General features: G+C 53.8%; 21 protein-coding genes and 1 tRNA gene. 16 read left to right on the top strand and 6 right to left on the bottom strand.

From position 1 onward, the window contains the following. Nucleotides 1–424 precede the first annotated feature (424 nt). Nucleotides 425–724 carry a YggT family protein gene (locus ASN_RS03125; RefSeq protein WP_006558819.1) on the bottom strand — a complete coding sequence of 100 codons (300 nt, stop codon included), beginning with the start codon at nucleotides 722–724 and terminating at the stop codon, nucleotides 425–427. Nucleotides 725–840: 116 nt separating this feature from the next. On the opposite strand from ASN_RS03125, the gene ASN_RS03130 reads away from it, so the two are divergent. Continuing rightward, a tRNA-Ala gene (locus ASN_RS03130) sits at nucleotides 841–916 on the top strand. Nucleotides 917–1,567: 651 nt separating this feature from the next. After that, a complete protein-coding gene (locus ASN_RS19435) occupies nucleotides 1,568–1,828 on the top strand; it encodes a hypothetical protein (protein ID WP_157765087.1) in 261 nt (86 codons plus the stop codon). A 525-nt stretch (nucleotides 1,829–2,353) separates the two neighbouring features. Here ASN_RS19435 and ASN_RS19440 read toward each other — a convergent pair. Then, on the bottom strand, nucleotides 2,354–2,524 hold the full coding sequence (locus ASN_RS19440; protein WP_157765088.1) for a hypothetical protein: 171 nt from the start codon (nucleotides 2,522–2,524) through the stop codon (nucleotides 2,354–2,356). A 436-nt stretch (nucleotides 2,525–2,960) separates the two neighbouring features. Between ASN_RS19440 and ASN_RS03140 the strand changes: the two genes are divergently transcribed. Next, nucleotides 2,961–3,470 carry a Spy/CpxP family protein refolding chaperone gene (locus ASN_RS03140; protein ID WP_006558825.1) on the top strand — a complete coding sequence of 170 codons (510 nt, stop codon included), beginning with the start codon at nucleotides 2,961–2,963 and terminating at the stop codon, nucleotides 3,468–3,470. Nucleotides 3,471–3,764: 294 nt separating this feature from the next. Next, a complete protein-coding gene (locus ASN_RS03145) occupies nucleotides 3,765–5,135 on the top strand; it encodes an NAD-dependent succinate-semialdehyde dehydrogenase (RefSeq protein WP_058989088.1) in 1,371 nt (456 codons plus the stop codon). A 55-nt stretch (nucleotides 5,136–5,190) separates the two neighbouring features. On the opposite strand, the gene ASN_RS03150 is transcribed toward ASN_RS03145, so the two are convergent. Beyond that, entirely contained in the window at nucleotides 5,191–5,652 is a 462-nt protein-coding gene (locus tag ASN_RS03150) for a hypothetical protein (protein WP_006558827.1), read from the bottom strand. A 125-nt stretch (nucleotides 5,653–5,777) separates the two neighbouring features. On the opposite strand from ASN_RS03150, the gene ASN_RS03155 reads away from it, so the two are divergent. Both ASN_RS03155 and ASN_RS03160 read left to right on the top strand, forming a co-directional pair. Beyond that, entirely contained in the window at nucleotides 5,778–5,987 is a 210-nt protein-coding gene (locus ASN_RS03155; protein ID WP_058987174.1) for a hypothetical protein, read from the top strand. A 113-nt stretch (nucleotides 5,988–6,100) separates the two neighbouring features. After that, the gene (locus ASN_RS03160) at nucleotides 6,101–6,352 is read left to right on the top strand and encodes a hypothetical protein (protein ID WP_157765089.1); all 252 of its coding nucleotides are present in this window, start codon (nucleotides 6,101–6,103) and stop codon (nucleotides 6,350–6,352) included. A gap of 85 nt (nucleotides 6,353–6,437) precedes the next feature. Here ASN_RS03160 and ASN_RS20390 read toward each other — a convergent pair whose 3' ends face one another. Then, on the bottom strand, nucleotides 6,438–6,566 hold the full coding sequence (locus tag ASN_RS20390) for a hypothetical protein (RefSeq protein ID WP_006558832.1): 129 nt from the start codon (nucleotides 6,564–6,566) through the stop codon (nucleotides 6,438–6,440). A gap of 370 nt (nucleotides 6,567–6,936) precedes the next feature. Here ASN_RS20390 and ASN_RS03165 point away from each other — a divergent pair, with 370 nt between their 5' ends. Together ASN_RS03165 and ASN_RS03170 are read left to right on the top strand one after the other, a co-directional pair. Further along, nucleotides 6,937–7,281, top strand: coding sequence for a hypothetical protein (locus ASN_RS03165; RefSeq protein ID WP_058987176.1), 345 nt, complete (start codon nucleotides 6,937–6,939; stop codon nucleotides 7,279–7,281). 325 nt (nucleotides 7,282–7,606) lie between these two features. Further along, complete coding sequence (locus tag ASN_RS03170; RefSeq protein ID WP_081473572.1) at nucleotides 7,607–8,050, top strand: RcnB family protein; 444 nt, start codon at nucleotides 7,607–7,609, stop codon at nucleotides 8,048–8,050. Nucleotides 8,051–8,169: 119 nt separating this feature from the next. Here ASN_RS03170 and ASN_RS03175 read toward each other — a convergent pair whose 3' ends face one another. After that, nucleotides 8,170–9,153, bottom strand: a complete 984-nt coding sequence (locus ASN_RS03175) for an MIP/aquaporin family protein (RefSeq protein ID WP_081473573.1) — start codon at nucleotides 9,151–9,153, stop codon at nucleotides 8,170–8,172. Between the two features lie 788 nt (nucleotides 9,154–9,941). Here ASN_RS03175 and ASN_RS03180 point away from each other — a divergent pair. Beyond that, the gene (locus tag ASN_RS03180) at nucleotides 9,942–11,141 is read left to right on the top strand and encodes a tyrosine-type recombinase/integrase (RefSeq protein ID WP_058987177.1); all 1,200 of its coding nucleotides are present in this window, start codon (nucleotides 9,942–9,944) and stop codon (nucleotides 11,139–11,141) included. A gap of 573 nt (nucleotides 11,142–11,714) precedes the next feature. Here ASN_RS03180 and ASN_RS03185 read toward each other — a convergent pair. After that, nucleotides 11,715–12,326: a hypothetical protein gene (locus tag ASN_RS03185; protein WP_058987178.1), complete on the bottom strand. Its 612-nt coding sequence runs from the start codon at nucleotides 12,324–12,326 to the stop codon at nucleotides 11,715–11,717. 251 nt (nucleotides 12,327–12,577) lie between these two features. On the opposite strand from ASN_RS03185, the gene ASN_RS03190 reads away from it, so the two are divergent. The 7 genes from ASN_RS03190 (at nucleotide 12,578) to ASN_RS03210 (ending at nucleotide 17,119) form a co-directional block, all read left to right on the top strand. Next, a complete protein-coding gene (locus ASN_RS03190) occupies nucleotides 12,578–13,003 on the top strand; it encodes a RusA family crossover junction endodeoxyribonuclease (protein ID WP_058989089.1) in 426 nt (141 codons plus the stop codon). Continuing rightward, nucleotides 13,000–13,200, top strand: a complete 201-nt coding sequence (locus ASN_RS19455; RefSeq protein WP_157765092.1) for a hypothetical protein — start codon at nucleotides 13,000–13,002, stop codon at nucleotides 13,198–13,200. Before ASN_RS03190 ends, ASN_RS19455 begins: the two co-directional genes overlap by 4 nt. A 315-nt stretch (nucleotides 13,201–13,515) precedes the next feature. Then, a complete protein-coding gene (locus tag ASN_RS03195) occupies nucleotides 13,516–14,010 on the top strand; it encodes a hypothetical protein (protein ID WP_157765093.1) in 495 nt (164 codons plus the stop codon). Between the two features lie 11 nt (nucleotides 14,011–14,021). Next, nucleotides 14,022–14,159 carry a hypothetical protein gene (locus tag ASN_RS19835; protein WP_167541279.1) on the top strand — a complete coding sequence of 46 codons (138 nt, stop codon included), beginning with the start codon at nucleotides 14,022–14,024 and terminating at the stop codon, nucleotides 14,157–14,159. A 12-nt stretch (nucleotides 14,160–14,171) separates the two neighbouring features. Continuing rightward, nucleotides 14,172–14,819 (top strand): hypothetical protein, encoded by a 648-nt coding sequence (locus ASN_RS03200; protein ID WP_058987180.1) that lies wholly within the window; start codon nucleotides 14,172–14,174, stop codon nucleotides 14,817–14,819. Between the two features lie 3 nt (nucleotides 14,820–14,822). Beyond that, nucleotides 14,823–15,134 (top strand): phage baseplate plug family protein, encoded by a 312-nt coding sequence (locus tag ASN_RS03205; protein WP_058987181.1) that lies wholly within the window; start codon nucleotides 14,823–14,825, stop codon nucleotides 15,132–15,134. After that, nucleotides 15,131–17,119 (top strand): hypothetical protein, encoded by a 1,989-nt coding sequence (locus tag ASN_RS03210; RefSeq protein WP_058987182.1) that lies wholly within the window; start codon nucleotides 15,131–15,133, stop codon nucleotides 17,117–17,119. The genes ASN_RS03205 and ASN_RS03210 overlap by 4 nt, the downstream gene beginning before the upstream one ends. Nucleotide 17,120 lies beyond the last annotated feature (1 nt).

A 17,120-nucleotide genomic window follows, 5' to 3' on the forward strand; every position in this document is an offset into this window, starting at 1 on the left:
CTGGTGAAGCCTATAAAATCAGGACAGACAAAAATCTCGAATCTGTTTTCGCAAATAAAACCCATTTGGAAAATTAAATAAATAACGAGAAGGTTATAAAAATAGTTGAAACGCTATGGCAGAGTAAAAAACGTTTCTCATAAGACCTGATCAGGAAAAGCAGGAAATCGTTCTCCACCCACAAAACATTCAGGCCAGCATGATACAAACTGCTCCAAAAGTGCTGGTATTTGTTCCTACCTAAGAAGAGCGACCATAGCCTCCCTTTGCAGCTATGTGCTTGTAAGACAGAAAAGAAGGTGAGCTACCCTTGCTTAATAGTAATGGAAAACCCTGCACTCACAAAAAAGGGCGTTCGTGACCGAACGCCCTTAGGATAAAAAAACAAGGCGATGCGAACTGCTTCACATCGCCCCTCTGTGGCCTAACGCATTATCAGCATTCTGAACAATTCAACCAGAATGGGTTGCACAACATATTGAATACCCAGCAACACAACCATGGGGCTGAAATCTATTCCCCCCGGCATGGGCAACAGGCGCCGCACGGGTTCCAGCACCGGTTCTGTCAGGCGATTAAAGAACACACCCACCTTCCAGACCAACTGGTTACGGCTATCCAGAATGCCGAACATGCAAAGATTGATGAAAATGCAGGACAGGAGCAGAATCCAGCAATAAATGTTCAGCAACCGCATCAACAGTGAAAAAAGGCCAAACAGCAAGCGGCAACTCCTTTGAATTCACAGCATTGAAGGCGAACACCTCCATGCCAAAACCATGCCACAATACAGCTTGACACGCTATTAGTAAGCCCTATACACCCAAAAACCATACAGGCGGGGCTGTAGCTCAGTTGGGAGAGCGCCTCGTTCGCAATGAGGAGGTCAGGGGTTCGATTCCCCTCAGCTCCACCACCCGCCCCTGTAAAACATTGTTTTCATTAAATTTTCCTGCATGAATGAAAACTTTTTCTCATAAAGTTTTCACACTCGGTCCGTTGTCGCCCCCTTTTGGGCCGTTCCGCACTCAGGCTCCTCAGCATCTTCCAAGCAGATTCGGCCAGCAGTTTCTTACTGACCTCTCTGATATGGCACTCCGCTTCTGAGAACGTATATGGCCAGTGATGGCGTGCATCCTGCTTCCGCCAAGCCTCTGTCCGGCCTGGAAAACTCGCCATACCCTGTAAAGCGTGTGAGGAAATTCCTTTTCGTCACGCCCCACCCTCCACGCTGCCCAGAACAAAGCGGCGCAAGGGTTTGCCGCGGCAGATATCGGGCAGGCGTAGGGCGGCACCGGTATTCTTGCTTTCCGCACGCACACGCAGCACTCATGATGCCGATGTGTTCCAGCATCATCTGGCCTATGTCCGGATCTGTCAGCCTCGGTGTTCGTATCCGTGCTACTGGAGAACTGTCCGGCGCCGCTCAAACTGAGATACATTCTGCATGTTTGACTTTCCTCCAGTGCATATAACAAAAAATATTTATGAACGTCCGTTAATCTGAAACGTATTGGGTGCGGGCGTTAGTGCCCTGCCTAAACTCAGAATTGCGGAGCCTATTTCCATGCCCTATACGACCAGACCAGAAATAGAAGTGGCTTTAATCAATGCCGCTTCATCATTTACTGTTGAATTTCTGCGCAGGGGCCCTGGTTCTGAAGAAAAAAGAAACACCAATAATAATGATCATTTTAACGAACACTTTGTCGCTTACTATTTCCGCAACGTGCTTTCCGCACTCAAAAGCAGTTATTTGGATGACCTCCTGAACGAGGAATCCAGGTCTGATTGGGCCGAAAGGCAGCATGATGCGCGCACTCGCTGAGTGATGCGCCCCATAGCCATGCACTAACAAGAGCCGCCCCTGAGTGCGATAATTCTTGACCATGGCAAACCAGACACCTTTGCCAAAAGGCATTCTTGCCTTGCGGCACAGTGAAGCCTGCCAGTGCCCTCGTCCAGGTGCGCTATCATTATCTGTGCAATGCTTGCGCAACCAAGGGCGCCTGGCTCAGCCCGTTCAAGAACAGTTGACTATATAAGCTCCGTCACGTGTGTACCTCTTCTGTTAGCCAGAAAAAGAGGTGCACCACATGAATATTGAGAGATGCCACCAACTCGCGGGAGGTGCCCTCTCTGGTTAATGAGAAGGGTTTATAAAGGAATTGAGCACAAAACCTCAGTAAACATAGGAAACTTTGCGTATTTATCCCTAGAATTTAAGAGTGTGACATTGTCACGAAATCGGAATGAAGCCTACGGGACAAATACGTCAGCATAAAAAAATGCCTGCATGGTGCGGACCATGCAGGCATCACTTCAATCTGTTTCAAGCGGACTGCAAACAGGTTCAGGCCTGTTCGATATTGTCCTGCTTCACGCCGTGGCCCGCGTAGGCCCCCATGATAATGCCGGGCAGCACAAACGCGGCTGCAAATGCAGCGAAATTGATGTCATGCAGCCCCAGCCCGAACAGAATGAGATCCACACCGAAAAAAATGATAGCGCCGTACAAGCCCATATCCATGCCTCCATTGTGCGCCAGCGGGAAAAACAGGTTCTTTCAAACCATTCTGGCCGCAGGCAGCATAAAAAACATGAAGTTTTCTGCTTTCCATCTATGCAGGAACCGCAGCAACCTCTGTTTAGGGACGCTACTCTTTTTTCTTGGTACGTCAATTCTATATTTTATATCACAAGTAACAGAACAATTTTGGTCTGATTTTTTATTCCCTTATATTTTCTTATTTTATTTCTAAATAAGTTCTATTTATTCGTTTTTCTGATTAAATATCGGCATTTTGCCCACTTTGGCACCTGTTAAGGGAGGTTCATCATTTTATCGCTTCCTCCACAAATGCGCCATTTTATGACCACATATCTCCTCCTATCATGGCTCCATGGAGAGATGCTTGCACAGAGCCTCTCCCATTGAATGACGATATAAGGCATTTGGAATGAAAAAAGCTTTGCTGGCCACGGCCCTTACTTTTGGAATGTTCACGGCGGCAGGCTCTCTGGCCCGCGCTGATGACACGTCCGCGCCGCCGCCACCTCCCCCGCCGCACCACGGCATGTGCCATCCCCACGGCCACATCCTTTCTCTGGATGGCGTGAAACTGACGTCTTCCCAGAAAAAGAAGATCAAGGCGATCATGGAAGCCAACCGCCCTGATCCAAAAGCGGACATGGAACAGGAACGCAGCATCCATGAACAGATCCGCACCCTGCTGACCACACCCGGCCAGGTTGACACCAACCAGTTGACAGCCCTTACGCAACAACTGGACACGCTGCGCACCAACCGTGAAACCCAGCACCTGCAGAAAGAAGTGCAGATTCATGATGTGCTGACCAAGAAGCAGCTGGCTCAGATTGCGGCCAAAAAAGAAGACGAACATTGCCCCCCGCCGCCCCCGCCGCCGGCTGATGGCAACCCGCCGCCTGCCCCGACGACCAACCAGTAAAACCACAAGAAAGGCTGCCTTCCCGGCAGCCTTTTTTTATGCCGTGCTCTCAGCATGAGCCGCCAGCCGGCCAGACCCCAGCCCAACCTGCATCATCTAAAATCACGCGTGAGCAGAGGGGCCAGATAAATGTGCCCCCTTTTTCTGCACACATGTTCGTGAGACACTCAGGGTTAAGGTCGCTCTTGGGGGCCGATTGACCTAGCTTCACCCTACACATCTATATACAGACTGATATAGATGGATATGCCGGAGCCCTACCCTGAACCTCTCTCCTCAAAGGACATAAAATCCATGAGTCCCTACCGCACAATCAATCCAGCCACAGGAAAAACCGAAAAGGTTTTTGACCTCCACTCCACGGAGGATATGCTCAAGAAGCTGGAACGTGCACACGGTTTCTGGCAGAATGACTGGCGTTACCGGTCCATTGCAGAACGCCGCACCCTGCTGAACAAGGCTGCAGATGCCCTACGCGCCAACAAGGAAAAACATGCGCGCCTGATCTCCATAGAAATGGGCAAGGTTCTACCGGAAGCGATCTGGGAAATTGAGCTCTCGGCGGATATTCTTTCTTACTATGCTGACAAGGCCGAAACATTCCTTGCCCCCCGGGATCTACCCGTAGCTCAGGGGAAAGCACGGGTTCTGAGCGAACCTCTGGGGGTGATTTATTGTGTAGAGCCCTGGAATTTTCCGTATTACCAGCTTGCACGCGTCGCTGCCCCCAATCTGATGGCGGGCAATGTTGTCATGGTCAAACACGCGCCGGGTGTGCCCCAGTGCGCCCTTGCTTTTGAAGCCCTGTTTCTGGATGCCGGAGCACCCGAAGGCGCCTACACCAACCTGTTCATTACCAATGATCAGTCAGAAACCCTGATTGGCCGCCCCGAAGTGCGCGGCGTTGCACTGACGGGGAGCGAACGCGCAGGTAGCGCCGTGGCGGCACAGGCCGGACGTGCACTCAAGAAAAGCACAATGGAACTGGGTGGTTCTGACGCCTTTATTGTGCTGGATGATGCCGATCTGGATGTTGTTGTGCCCCGTGCCGCCGTAGCAAGAATGGGGAATAATGGTCAGGTCTGCACGGCCGCCAAGCGGATGATTGTGCATCACTCTCTGGCTGAGGAATTCACGGCGCGGCTGAAAACCACCATAGAAGCTTTTCAGTATGGAGACCCGCTGGAGCAGGGCGTGACCCACGGCCCGATGAGCAGCGAAGATGCCATGAAACGCGCGGTCTCTCAGGTAGAAAAGGCCGTGGCGAACGGGGCAACTCTGGTTTCTGGCGGCAAGCCGCTTGATCAGGAAGGCTTCTTTATGAAGGCCGCAATTCTCACCCACGTGACAAAAGACAATCCCATTTTCTATGAAGAAATCTTTGGCCCGGTCGCCATTGTCTATCCCGTGCAGAATGATGAGGAAGCCGTAGCGCTGGCCAATGATTCCCCATATGGGCTAGGCGGCTCCATTCACACCAGCAACGAGGAACGCGGTTATCAGCTCGCTCAGCGGATTGATACGGGCATGGTCTTCATCAATGACGTTACTGGCACAGCGCCAGATCTGCCTTTTGGTGGAATCAAGAACTCCGGTTATGGCCGAGAACTTTCGGAATTTGGCATTGAAGAATTCATCAACCGCAAACTGATCCGTCTGCCCTAAGGTTTTCACAAACCGCTATCTGCCCCGCACGTTTGCACGTGCCGGGGCCCCATTGTTAATGGGCTTCTTCCATGCGGATGTCATCCGCTCGCAGGTCCGGCGTATGATCTTCTTCCGGCTTGCAGGGAACAGATCTGATTTTTCTTTGGCTCTGCGCGGCTTCTTCTTCATCTTCAGTCGGAGGCTTACGGTGATCAAAGCCGCTTTGATGAAAGCCATCATCCTGCGGCATGGAGCCGGGGCCGCCTGAAAAGCCCCCCATGGCCTGCTGCATTCCCATACCGGCAAGGCCACCCGCCATCCCGCCAACGCCGGGCACGGCATTCAGGGCCATGGGCATGGCGCCGCCCAATGTTTTTCCTACGCTGGTCATGAATGTGCCGTGCACCCCGTGACGGGAGCGACCCGTGACGGGGTCTTGCTGGCAAACGTTCTGTGCGTCATCATGGTGGTGAGAGGCGCAACCCATCAGGGATACACAAAGACACGCAAGGGCCACGGCCGGGGTTCTGGTCATTTACACGCCTGAAAAAATTCGTTTTTCTACCAGATCGACGTGCCGGAGCATTGTGACCAAAACAGGGCTCCGGCTGACAGGCCAAGCTACAAGACGCACATATTCACCGCAGAAGGATTTCACCCATGGCCGAGGAAAACTGGACAGAAGAAAGCCCGGAAGACGCCGAGGCCGATGCACGGGCCGACGCCATTTTCCGCCAGGCCGGTATTCCCGCCCCTAAACAGACAGGCCGGAGTTTTCTGGCGGCCGTGGTGCTGCCCGTTATTGTAGCGGGCGTTTTGCTGATTATTGGATTGTGGATGATGGCTGGCCCGCTTGGGCTTTATAATTGACGCCGTTCTTCTTCTTTTTTTCTTCCTCGCCATTATTGGCAGAACCTCTGCCATAAATTGTTCGTTTTCTTTCTGGATGCTCCCTTCCCTCACGTTTTCTGGAGACGTTGTTTATGAAACCCAAAACCCTCACCGCTCTTGCCGCCCTGTTGGCAACCTGCACTCTGGCTGCCTGCATGCCCCCGCCACCGGGAGGTGACAGAATGGGCGGACCGGGCGGCCACGGAGGACGTGGAGACGGCGGCCGAAATGGCGGCCAATACGGAAATGGCGGCCCGTATGGCGGATATGGTGGTTATGGCAACCAGCAGGGTGGCAGACAGTCCGGCCCGTATGGCGGTATGGGCGGCGGCGGCGGTTACTGAGCCGTTACCCCCACAAAAAAGCCTGCCGTTCCCTACAGGGCGGCAGGCTTTTCTTTTATGAAGCGTTCAGGCCAAAGCGGTATGATTACCGCCCTGCCTTTTTATCCGGATCTTCCTGCGATGGTGGATCACTGGCCGGAAAACTTTCTTTCAGAGACTCATCAAGCTCACGCTCTTTCTGTGATGGTTTCGGCTCTTTTTCGGTTTTCGTCATAATGATACCTCCCGTTCTTTAAACGCACAGAAGACAGATCTGCTCCATGCAGGCCTGTACACACCTTTGCGAGCACGGCATCTTACCTCGTCAGACTGCAAATGGCATAAAGCGCCTTTAGCCATAGTAGCCTCCCAGCCCTTAATCTCAGGCAGAAAGACGAAAAATCAACCTGGCTTATGTAACATAAATATGTCTGGTCTTATGGCAGGTCATCTTAATTGCACCATGGTTTATGTTACGTTTCTGAAAATCTGCTTTGTGCATATCTGATATTTTCTTACAGGCCTTTATTCTCCCTGTATTGGTCCATACCGTCCTGCCGGAACGCTGGCAGACAAACCGGCCAGCGGATTAAGGATATTACGATATGAAAAAAGCACTTATCCTCGCTGCCGCTTTTGGTCTTTCCCTGCCCGTTATGGCACACGCCCAGGATGACTCATCCTATCAGTCCCGCAATGGTGAATCTGGCGAACACGGCCACGAAGGCGGTCGCCACGGTGGCCGGGACCAGATGAACGGCATGCAGGGCATGAACGGCAATTCTGAAAACCGTGGTGGCAACATGAACCACATGCGCGGTGGCAACCGTGAAGACGGAAACAGCAGCAACAACAACGACCGCAGAGAAGGTGGTGAACGCGGCCACCGCGGTGGCGGCCATCACTCTCGCGGGGACAACAATCAGCAGGACGGCAACCAGCAGAACTGAGTTCCCCTCTGCCTGACTGAAAACATGAAGAGGGCGGCTTTTCGGAGCCGTCTTTTTCATGTCCCCTCTGGCGTCATCTTTTTTTCACATATGCTTTGTATCAAGACGGATACACGCGACGTCTATTTGCGCACCCTGTAAACCGGGCCATGAACGCAATCCCTGCACATCAGGACACGAGAAAAAGTGTAGCGGCACAGATCCGCGCGCTGCCCACGCAGCCATGCTGCCACGCCACAATACAGCCGTAAAAAAAGGCCATCCTTTCTTGCGATGCATCTCCACCCTGCACGGTAGAATGCTCCCTTATGCAAAGGAAAAACGGGTGAAAATACAGTATATTGCAGCGTTTGTGACAAGCGGCATCCTGATGGCCGGGTCGCCTGCTCTGGCGCAGCAGTTTGGTGGTCCTGGCAACCAGCAACAAGGCCCGCATCAGCAAGGCGGCCGCGGCATGCAGGCCCCACCCCCACCTCCCCAGCGTGGCGGAGGACACGGTCGCATGGCGAACGGACCCGGTGGCGGCCGCGGTAATAATTTTGATAATTATGACATGAACCGCCGGTGGCAGCGCGGCCAACGGTATGACGGCCCGCAGAATGACCGCTGGATTGTCAATAACTGGCAGGGTCGCCCCGGCCTGTGGGCTCCGCCGTCCGGGTATCGTTGGCTCCAGTACGGCAATCAGTTCCTGCTCACCAGCATTACCACGGGTATTATTGCAGGTGTTGTCAGCGGTGCCATCAGTTCTTCCATGGCTCCTTACTAAACTCCAGCTTGAAGCAAAGGCTTCCCTCTTATCGGGAAGCCTTTGTGCTTTACGCCGCGTGCCTGCTCTGAAACAAAGCGGCCCTTCTAATCCGGCACGATATCAAACTGCTTCTCCCTTCAGTTTCCCATTTCCTTGCGCGCTTCACCTGCCACGCCCTGTTCTTGCAGCTTCGTGATTGTCTGAAGATGCGCCTTATATTCTTCATAATGCTCTGGCGCAGCGTGAACAAAATGCGGGTCATCCATATGGGGCACACGCCCATGGTGCCCAAAATTGACCAGCCGTGCTTCCATAAGATGAATCTTGCCTAATATGTCGGCCTGAATGGCAATAACAGCCAGAGAAGACCCGATAAATGGCCCCAGCAGATAGACCCACAGACCATTCCAGTTGCCAGCAAACAGATCAGGCCCAAATGACCGGGCAAAATTGGCGCTATTGCCGGAAATCCATGCTGTAAGCGGGTTCATGACGAAAAAGAAAATTCCCCCGATCCATGGTGTGACCCATTTGAAACGCGGGTGAGCCGCCAGCCAGTACAACGTGGCGATCAGCAACCCCGTCACCAATATCTCGGAGCCCAGAGCAAACCAGACGGAAATACCCGTATAGGGCACAGTCGCGCCGTAATGGACAGCCAGCGCATGCACCTTCCATGAAGACAGGAAATATCCTGCTCCATAAACAAGCGCCGTGCCCAGAACAGCACCGATAATCTGGGAAATGATGTAGCCCAGCGCATCAATCCACACGATCTTCTTTGACAGCATGAAAGCCAGCGTCACCGATGGGTTGAGGTGCGCGCCGCTCACTTTGCCAAATGGCGTCATGGCCGCCACGGTGCCCGCCAGACCAAAACATAAGCCGCACAACGCAGCCTGAATGGCCGGATGCAGTGACAGATGATCCCCTATCCATGAGTGCGGGGCCGAGAGGAGAATAACGCCCGCCAGACCAAACACCATGAGCACCGCCGTTGCAACCATCTCGCACAGGTAAAGACGCCAGTGAAAAGGCCGTTCAGGATGCGGCTCACCCGCCAGTGGCCGATCATGAAAATGAATATGGAAATGCGGCCAGTGAATGTGGGGTAATCGGATATGCGGAAGATGAAAGTGCGGCAAATGAAGATGCGGCAGATGGTGGGACCAATCTCTCTTCTTGTCGTCTTGTGACATCTTGCAATCCAATAATATTTATATAATACGCACAGAAAGACCATCTGCACTCTGCGCGGCATGCTTGATGTAAAATGTGGTTATTTTATTTGTAAATTTCAACGTAACTTTTTATTGATTAATATTTACTTTATAAGTTTTATTTATTTTTGTTATTTGTTGTGATTTTTTATATTCCTATTCGTATCGTGTTTATTAATTTCTATATTTCCAAAATGAAAATTACATACAAATCCTAATTTTATAGCATAGAATTTATGACTATATTTGTATTATTTTGCTTAATTGAATTTTTTATTTTTTATTGGTCTCTATAAATTCTGTCTTCATCTTTCTTCTTTCAAATATTCTTATTAGATCTGCCTTACATATCTTGGGCGCGATGAACATACCATACCCCCACCCTGCACTTTCATACCCCGCATCATACCCCCAAAATCCGCTGCCTTGTGCGCATACTTATTGAGCACACAGCACGACCACCATGGGCGAAAACAGCAGTCCCCTCAGAAGAAGTGAGGTAACTTGCAATACTATTCATTTAAGAGATGGCGGACCCGAAAACCGCCTAACTAGCGTCCCAGATAGTTTCAGGACGTTCCAAAATCCTTTTATGTTCTAGGATGTTGTCCTCTCTTCCGTCCATGGTTGTTTCTGGACGTACCTCCAAAGCCCATGTTTTAAGGGGGGTAACAAGAGGGGTAAATACCATGAGTCGTCTCCCGCCCAATCGTCTGACTGCCCTGCATATTTCTCGTCATAAGAGCGGAAGCATATGTGACGGAGGGGGATTGTGGCTCGTGGTGTCAGGCGGCTCCCGCCTCTGGGAAATGCGCTTCAAGTCTCCCGTGACAGGTAAGCGCCGCCAGATGAGTCTGGGGAGCGCCTTTGATCTGTCCCTTTCAGATGCTCGCGCCCGGGCTTCTGATTGCCGACGCATGATCGAGAGCGGCCTTGACCCTATAGTGGAGCGTGAGAAAGAGCGAGCCGAACGCAAGCTGGAGACTGGCATTACCTTTGCTGAAGTGGCTGTCCGCTACATTCAGGAACAGGCCCCCGGCTGGAAAGACAAGAAAGCCACAGCAACATGGACGGGTTCCCTTTCACAGCACGTCTTCCCAGTGTTCGGTAAGAAGGCTGTGCGCAACATCGACACTCAAGACGTGCTAGCTGCCCTCCGTCCAATATGGACAGAAAAAACAGAAACAGCGGGACGGCTTCGAGGTAGGGTGGAACGCATTCTCGACTACGCTCGTGCGCAGGGCTGGCGTGAGGGCGAAAACCCGGCACGCTGGCGAGGCCATCTCTCCGCTACCCTGCCGCCACCTTCGAAACTGATGAAGGTTCAGCACCACAAGGCCGTGAGGTGGAAGGATATAGCCCCGGTTATCGCCGCCCTGCGTGCATCGGAGGGCACTGCAGCCAAGGCCGTGCGCTTCTGCTGTTTAACTGCCGCCCGGTCTGGTGAAGTGAGAAATGCCGCCTGGTCTGAAATTGATATGGCAGCCCAAATCTGGACCATCCCTGACCACAAGATGAAAGCAGGCCGTGAGCACCGCGTGCCGCTGTCGTCTAATGCCATAGCTATCCTTCAGGAGATGCAGCCCCTCCGAGACCTCTCTGCCGGTGATCTTGTCTTTCCCGGACACAAGAGGGGCAAGCCTCTGTCTGATGTAGCCTTAAGCAAAGCCCTTCACCTTGCCGCCAAGACAAAGGATGTCACTGTTCACGGCCTGCGCTCCACCTTCCGGGACTGGACATCTGACACCAATGCCTGTTCTCGCGAAGTCGCGGAAATGGCGCTTGCTCATGCCATAGAGAACAAGGTCGAGGCTGCTTACCGGAGGAGTGATCTGCTGGACCAGCGCCGCCCTCTCATGGAGGCTTGGGCAGCACAATGCCGTGGATGAGCAAAATCCCATCGGGTGTTGTGTTTTTCGGTCGGGACGGTCGGACCAGTCGGGACATCATATAAATATGGCTGAAATCTGCCATTTTTTAGAGCCAACACCTGTCCCGACCTGTAAAAATGCCGGTCGGGACGGTCGGACCACACTGCAAATATGCCGCTAACTGTCTGACTAGCAGGTGCTGAAATCGCGTTTTGAATTTCAAGTTTTTTCAATATGGCGCTTCACTTGGATATCAAGTTTTTACAGGTTCTCAGAGCCCTGCGAACCGGGTGTTTTCTCACTGCAACCAGCGCGAATAGCGGCCTGAGCAACCTTAACATTTACTAACAGGCTGACTCTTTCAATTTCAGGTTTTTTCAGGTTGCTCGTTTGCTCAGAGCCGCTGTTAGCAGCAAACGCAACCACCTCAGACTGCCTGTTAGTAGGCGGAGGGGGTTCTCTGTTTATGGCCTGTAAAATCAGGTCACCCCGCTGCTTTGCCACTGTAAGAGCAGTGACCGGGGGCCTGCTGGCTGTTCCCGCGCATTATCATCTGCCAGCCTCGCGCGCGTGCGCGTACTGTGTGCGAAATCAGCCCCATCGACATCCGAAGCGGGCCATGCAGAGATCGTTCAAAGCCTCCTCACGCCGCCACATTTCATCGAAGGCCGCCTCATGGATGCGACGATACGTTGTGCGGTGCATGCCCTTAGGTCGGGACGGGTCACGTGAGGAAAAGCCACCTCCGCAACTCCCGCCAATCCGCTGCAAGAGCTTCTCCTGCCTCATCCATGACCGGCCTATGACGTCCACATTCCGGCTTTCATAGGTCATGTTGAAGCAATGCCGACATGCAAGCTGTCTGGAATTGCTGGACAGGTGCAGGGCTGAAACCCGCCTTCCACAGTAAGGACAGAGCAGCCAAGGCCGCCTGCCTCCATAGTTGCAAGCTGACCATGAAACGCCAATGGGCATGACAACGAGAATACTGTCTTGGCCCGCTTCCACCTTCCATGACAGCCGCAACGTGTCGTCTGAGAAGGTGCCCTCCATGTCATCGCAGCCACTTCCCGGCCATTGAAGACTGGCTGACCATCCCTCTGTCAGTGCCCCCAACTTCGCCAGAGCACCGGCCTTGATCTGCTTTACTGCACCTACGCGGGGCCGCCCTTCATAGGTCCGGCCCGACCCATACCCACCCATGGCTGAATTACCCCTCCGGTATTTCCGAAATCATTAGGGAAATTATATCATATCTTTGCGGTTTTCGCGCTTAAACCCGCAGAAAACAGCCATTTTTGCGCGCATAAAATAATGTGACGATTTCAGTTTTTTTCAGTCATTCCGTTTCAACATTTTTCAACATTCAATGTCTGGTTTTATGTGGTTCCTTCAGCAAGGAATTGGCTGCTTTGCGTTGTACCGATGGCCCCGCCCGTACTATGCTTTCAGCCATGAAATCCGCTGCTTCTGACTGCCCTGTTTACCGCATCACCATTCCCGGCCTGCTGAGGGCTAAAGGCCGCCCGCGCTTCGGCAATGGCCGGACCTTCACGGATGCAAAGACGGTGCAGGCCGAGAAGCATATCCAGCGTCACGCCATAGAGCAGATCGGCAAGCCCTGCCTGACCGGGCCGCTACAGGTTTCCCTGACGATCCGCATTGCCCCTCCACCCTCATGGAGCCGAAAGAAGACCGCTGATGCTCTGGCAGGTAGGATCCTGCCGACCAGCAGGCCAGACATAGACAACCAGATGAAGACCGCCGCTGATGCTCTGAATGGTATCGCCTGGAAGGATGATGCCCAGATCGTGGATGCCGCCCTGTCACGCCGTTATGGGGCGGAAAGCCTCACCGTGATTGAGGTGCGCCAGATATGACACCCAGACAGCGCCGGGGAATGGCCGAGCGTCTGAACCTGCTGCATGAAAATACCCGGCACAAGGGCATTAACGAGGTGAGCAGGAATCTCCGCCCACCATGCAAGAGGCGTATCCCCCGCAAGCCAATCCCTGCCCAGATCGAACGGTTTGAAGCCCTCCGTGCGCGGGTAATGGGGATACCGGAAAGCCGGTAGGTGATGGGGCCTCGGGGAATATCCCGATGCCGAACAGACATTGAATTGCCTCTTACGGAATAAGCAATCTCGCCAACGACGATTTTGCTACAGGGCACCTATCCGGGCCTCTGGGGCCGTCCCGTACCTGAAAGCTATTGCAGGGCAATTCTGGGCCATTGGCGAGGGGCCTGGACATCTCTTTACTGGGGAGTTCATAAATTCAATAATTTTTGAAATCATTAGATAATGAAATATAAAAACCTATTTTCTTGTACTTCCTGCCGCTCCGCACTATAGTTCTTGCAATGTTCTCATGCTGCCGGAGGGGCACTTTTGATCCGAGAAATGGACTATACCATCACCACAGAAGGGCCGGACAAAGGGAAGGTCTTCGTGATTTCCCGCATGCCAGCATTCCAGGCTGAAAAATGGGGCCGTTCGTTCCTGCACGGCGCTACGGCTGGCACTCCGCTTGAAGCGAGGGCAGTTTATGCCGGCGCTATCGCGGAGGTGGCCCGCTCAGCAGTCGGCCTGAATGTGCTGCGCTCTATGGATCCGGTTTTTTCTGACCCGCTGGAAAAAGAGCTGCGGGATTGCATCAAGATTAAGCCAGACCCAGAACGTCCGAGCATAACGCGCTTCATCATTGATGGTGATTTTGAAGATATCAGCACCTTCATTGAACTCCAGCAAAAGGCATTCGAGTTCAACACCGGTTTTTTTCAGGCCGTCTCCCGCTCCCTGCCGCCATTGGCTTCAGACCAGCCTCACCAGGAGCCGGAGACTTCCTCAACTACCCCAACCTCAGCCCCCTCATTGGAGCCGTAATCCATGCGCGGATGGCAACTCTCGGGGAGCTCCAAACCATCTATGATGCAGAGGATCTCTATGACATGGCGGAGCTTCTGGTTATCGACCAGCACAACCAGTATGTGGCGCAGAAAGCGGCTGAACTGGCGGCGAAGTCTCGCCGGTAAGGTGGCAAGCTGATGCCCCTCGCGACAGTCCCCCTGCCGTCCGCGTGGGATATTCCCATTGCCGCTGGCGTTCCGGCCCTGCTGGGGCAGTCTGTCTCGACTGGCGTGGGGGCCTCAGCTTCTACCATCCTCGCCACCGCGCTGGATGAATACACCATCTCTAACGCGGATAAGCATTGGGGCATTTTTACCAGCGACAACCAGCCGTTTGCCACGTCCTCGCACGTCGTTTCCCTCGGCGCTATTCAGGAAAGCCGGATAACCAGCGTTCCAATGGAACAAGGGGCTTTTGCTTCCGTAAATAAAGTCGCCATGCCCAACCTAGTGCGCGTGATGCTAATTTGTGACGGAGACCTCGCCACACGCGAAACCTTCCACAAGGCTGTGCAGGCTGCTGCTGCATCTACGGACCTCTTCAGCATAGCCACCCCGGAAGCCACTTACCTGAATATGAACATCACCCATGTAGAGCGGGATCTACGCCATGGAGGAGCGCCTTCAATGCTGCGGCTCATGATTGGTGCTGAAGAAGTGCGAGGAGGTGCCAGGGCAACACTTGCCCGCACAGGAGCCAGTGCCCTGACCACAAAAGAGCCATCCGGCGCACCCCTCGTCAATATCGGGCAGGTGAACCCTGTTCCCGTAACAAGCAAGAGTTAAGCAATGCAAACTATCCCTTTATCCGCAGTCCCCTCGCAGTCTCTGAGCGTCCTTCTGGGAGGGCAGAAGGTAGAGATGACGCTGCGCCAGAGAAGCACTGGGCTCTATGCCGATATCTCTTTGAACGGAAAGCAAATCCTTGCGGGCATCCTGTGCCAGGACCGCACACGGATTGTCCGCCGTGCATATCTCGGAATGAAGGGCGATCTCGTGTTTGTTGATCAGCAGGGGAAAACTGACAGCGACCCGACCTATGACGGCCTGGGCAGCCGGTACGTCCTCTATTGGATTGAGCCCGGAGAAACTATCCCGTGACAAGCACGGTCATTGATTCCCTCGTCGTCTCTCTGGGGCTTGATGCCAAAGGGGTCGTAAAAGGCGCTCAGCAAACAGAAGGTGCGTTGAAGCGCTTGCGCGCGCGGCTGACGGATAATGCCAAGGGGATCGAGCAGGCCCATACTCGTGTCGCTGAATCTGTCAGGAATGTCCGTGAACAGGTGCTGGGACTGCTCACGGTCGTCACAGCGGGTCGAGGCCTCAATGCCTTCTTTCAGGAGACCAGTGCCAACGTCATAGCGACACGGAATTTCTCGCAAACCATCGACACCTCCACCGCATCTCTTGGAAAGTGGGAGGCTGCTGCCCGCATGGCCGGAGGGAGTGCGGAGGGTATCCGTCAGACCTTCGCCTCTATCAGTTCCTCCATCGCAGAGTGGGATCTGAACAAGACCTTCTCCTCCCAGCTCCAGCAGATGCAGCGCTCCGGCATCGCCGTTCTGGACGGGAAGACCGGCAACGCCCTCAGCACGGAACAGATTTTCAAGAATGCCCTCCGTTACCTGTCCACCATCAAGGATATGCGCAGGCGTACCCAGCAGGCCAGAAGCTTTGGTTTTGGGGATAGTGTTCTCCCTCTGGTCAATTCAGGCTCTGGCGCCATTCAGCAGATGCTGCATGAGGCGCAGGAAGATGGGGCCGAGGTCACGGAAAAACAGACCAAAGCCAACGCGGCACTTGTTCATTCTCAGGAGCGCCTAAAGACCTCAACCTCTGCGCTGGGCCGCCAGATTGAAAGCGATTTTGCTCCCCAGATGACCGGGGTGAATGACCTGATTCGGGCGACTACCGATACTATCAGGCAGCACCAGACCATTGCGGACGCTGCATTTGCCGGGGTCTCTGCTACAGCCCTCGCCCTTGGTGTGGCCATGGCCGGTCCTTTTGTGGCGGGGTTTGTGGCTGCAAACGCGGGGGTTTTGGCTTTGGCTGCCGGGTTTGGTGCTGTGGTGACAGCGGGAAGTTATTTCTACAAAGACTGGTCATCATGGATGAGCGGGGGCACGTCTGAATTTGGTGCGTTCTATCAGTCCGTTTCCAATGGCTGGGCCCAGATTGAGCAAATCAGCTCGCGCACCCTGACCAACCTCCGCCCTGCATGGGACAGCTTTGAGCATGGAGCAGAAGAAGGCTGGAAAGCCTTCACCTCCCTTTTCACGGAAGATTCCGATACGATCCGTGCGCGCTGGCTGGTTTTGACAGGTGATGCTTCTGACGCATGGGGAAAGGCTATGACCTCCCTGCAGGCGGACTGGGACCGTTTCAAGAAGACTATCCAGACCGATGCCCCCGCAGTCAGGCAGTGGCTGGAAAGCATGCTGCACCGTGGTGAGAGTGCCGCGAAGTCAGCCTGGCATTATGTCGAAGAAGGCTCGGTCTCTGTCGGGCGCTATATCGGCGGCCGGGCTGAAGCCATGCATGGTCTGCTTGCCCCGCGCGGCATCCGCAACAACAATCCCGGCAATCTCCGCTCATGGGCTGGTGCCGGGTCAGACGGACAGTTTGCCCAGTTCGCCACGCCGGAAGCCGGTCTCAATGCCATGGCCCAGAACCTGCAAACCTATATGCGCAAGCGTGGCCTTCAGTCTGTGCGCGGCATCATCTCTCGCTGGGCTCCGGCGTCGGATGGCAACCTGACGAACGACTATATCGCTCAGGTCTCAAAAGAGATGGGTGTCAGCGCAGACGCTCGCCTGAATGCGTCAGATGTGAATACCGTTGCCAGCCTGATGCACGCAATCACCCGCCGGGAAAACGGCTATGACCCATACGCCGGATTGAATCAGGCCGCGGCACAACAGGCGATTGCCCGCAATCAAGGCGGAGGTCCTGCCCAGGAGGTTCACCACCATGCGCACAACACCTACCACGTGACGGTAAACACCCGAGCCACAGACGCGCGGGGAACCGCACATGCCGTGAGCCGGGAGCTCGCGACCATTACCAATACAGGGCTGAACTGAA

The sequence above is a fragment of the Acetobacter senegalensis genome, from assembly GCF_001499615.1.
GTDB classification, from domain to species: Bacteria; Pseudomonadota; Alphaproteobacteria; order Acetobacterales; family Acetobacteraceae; genus Acetobacter; species Acetobacter senegalensis.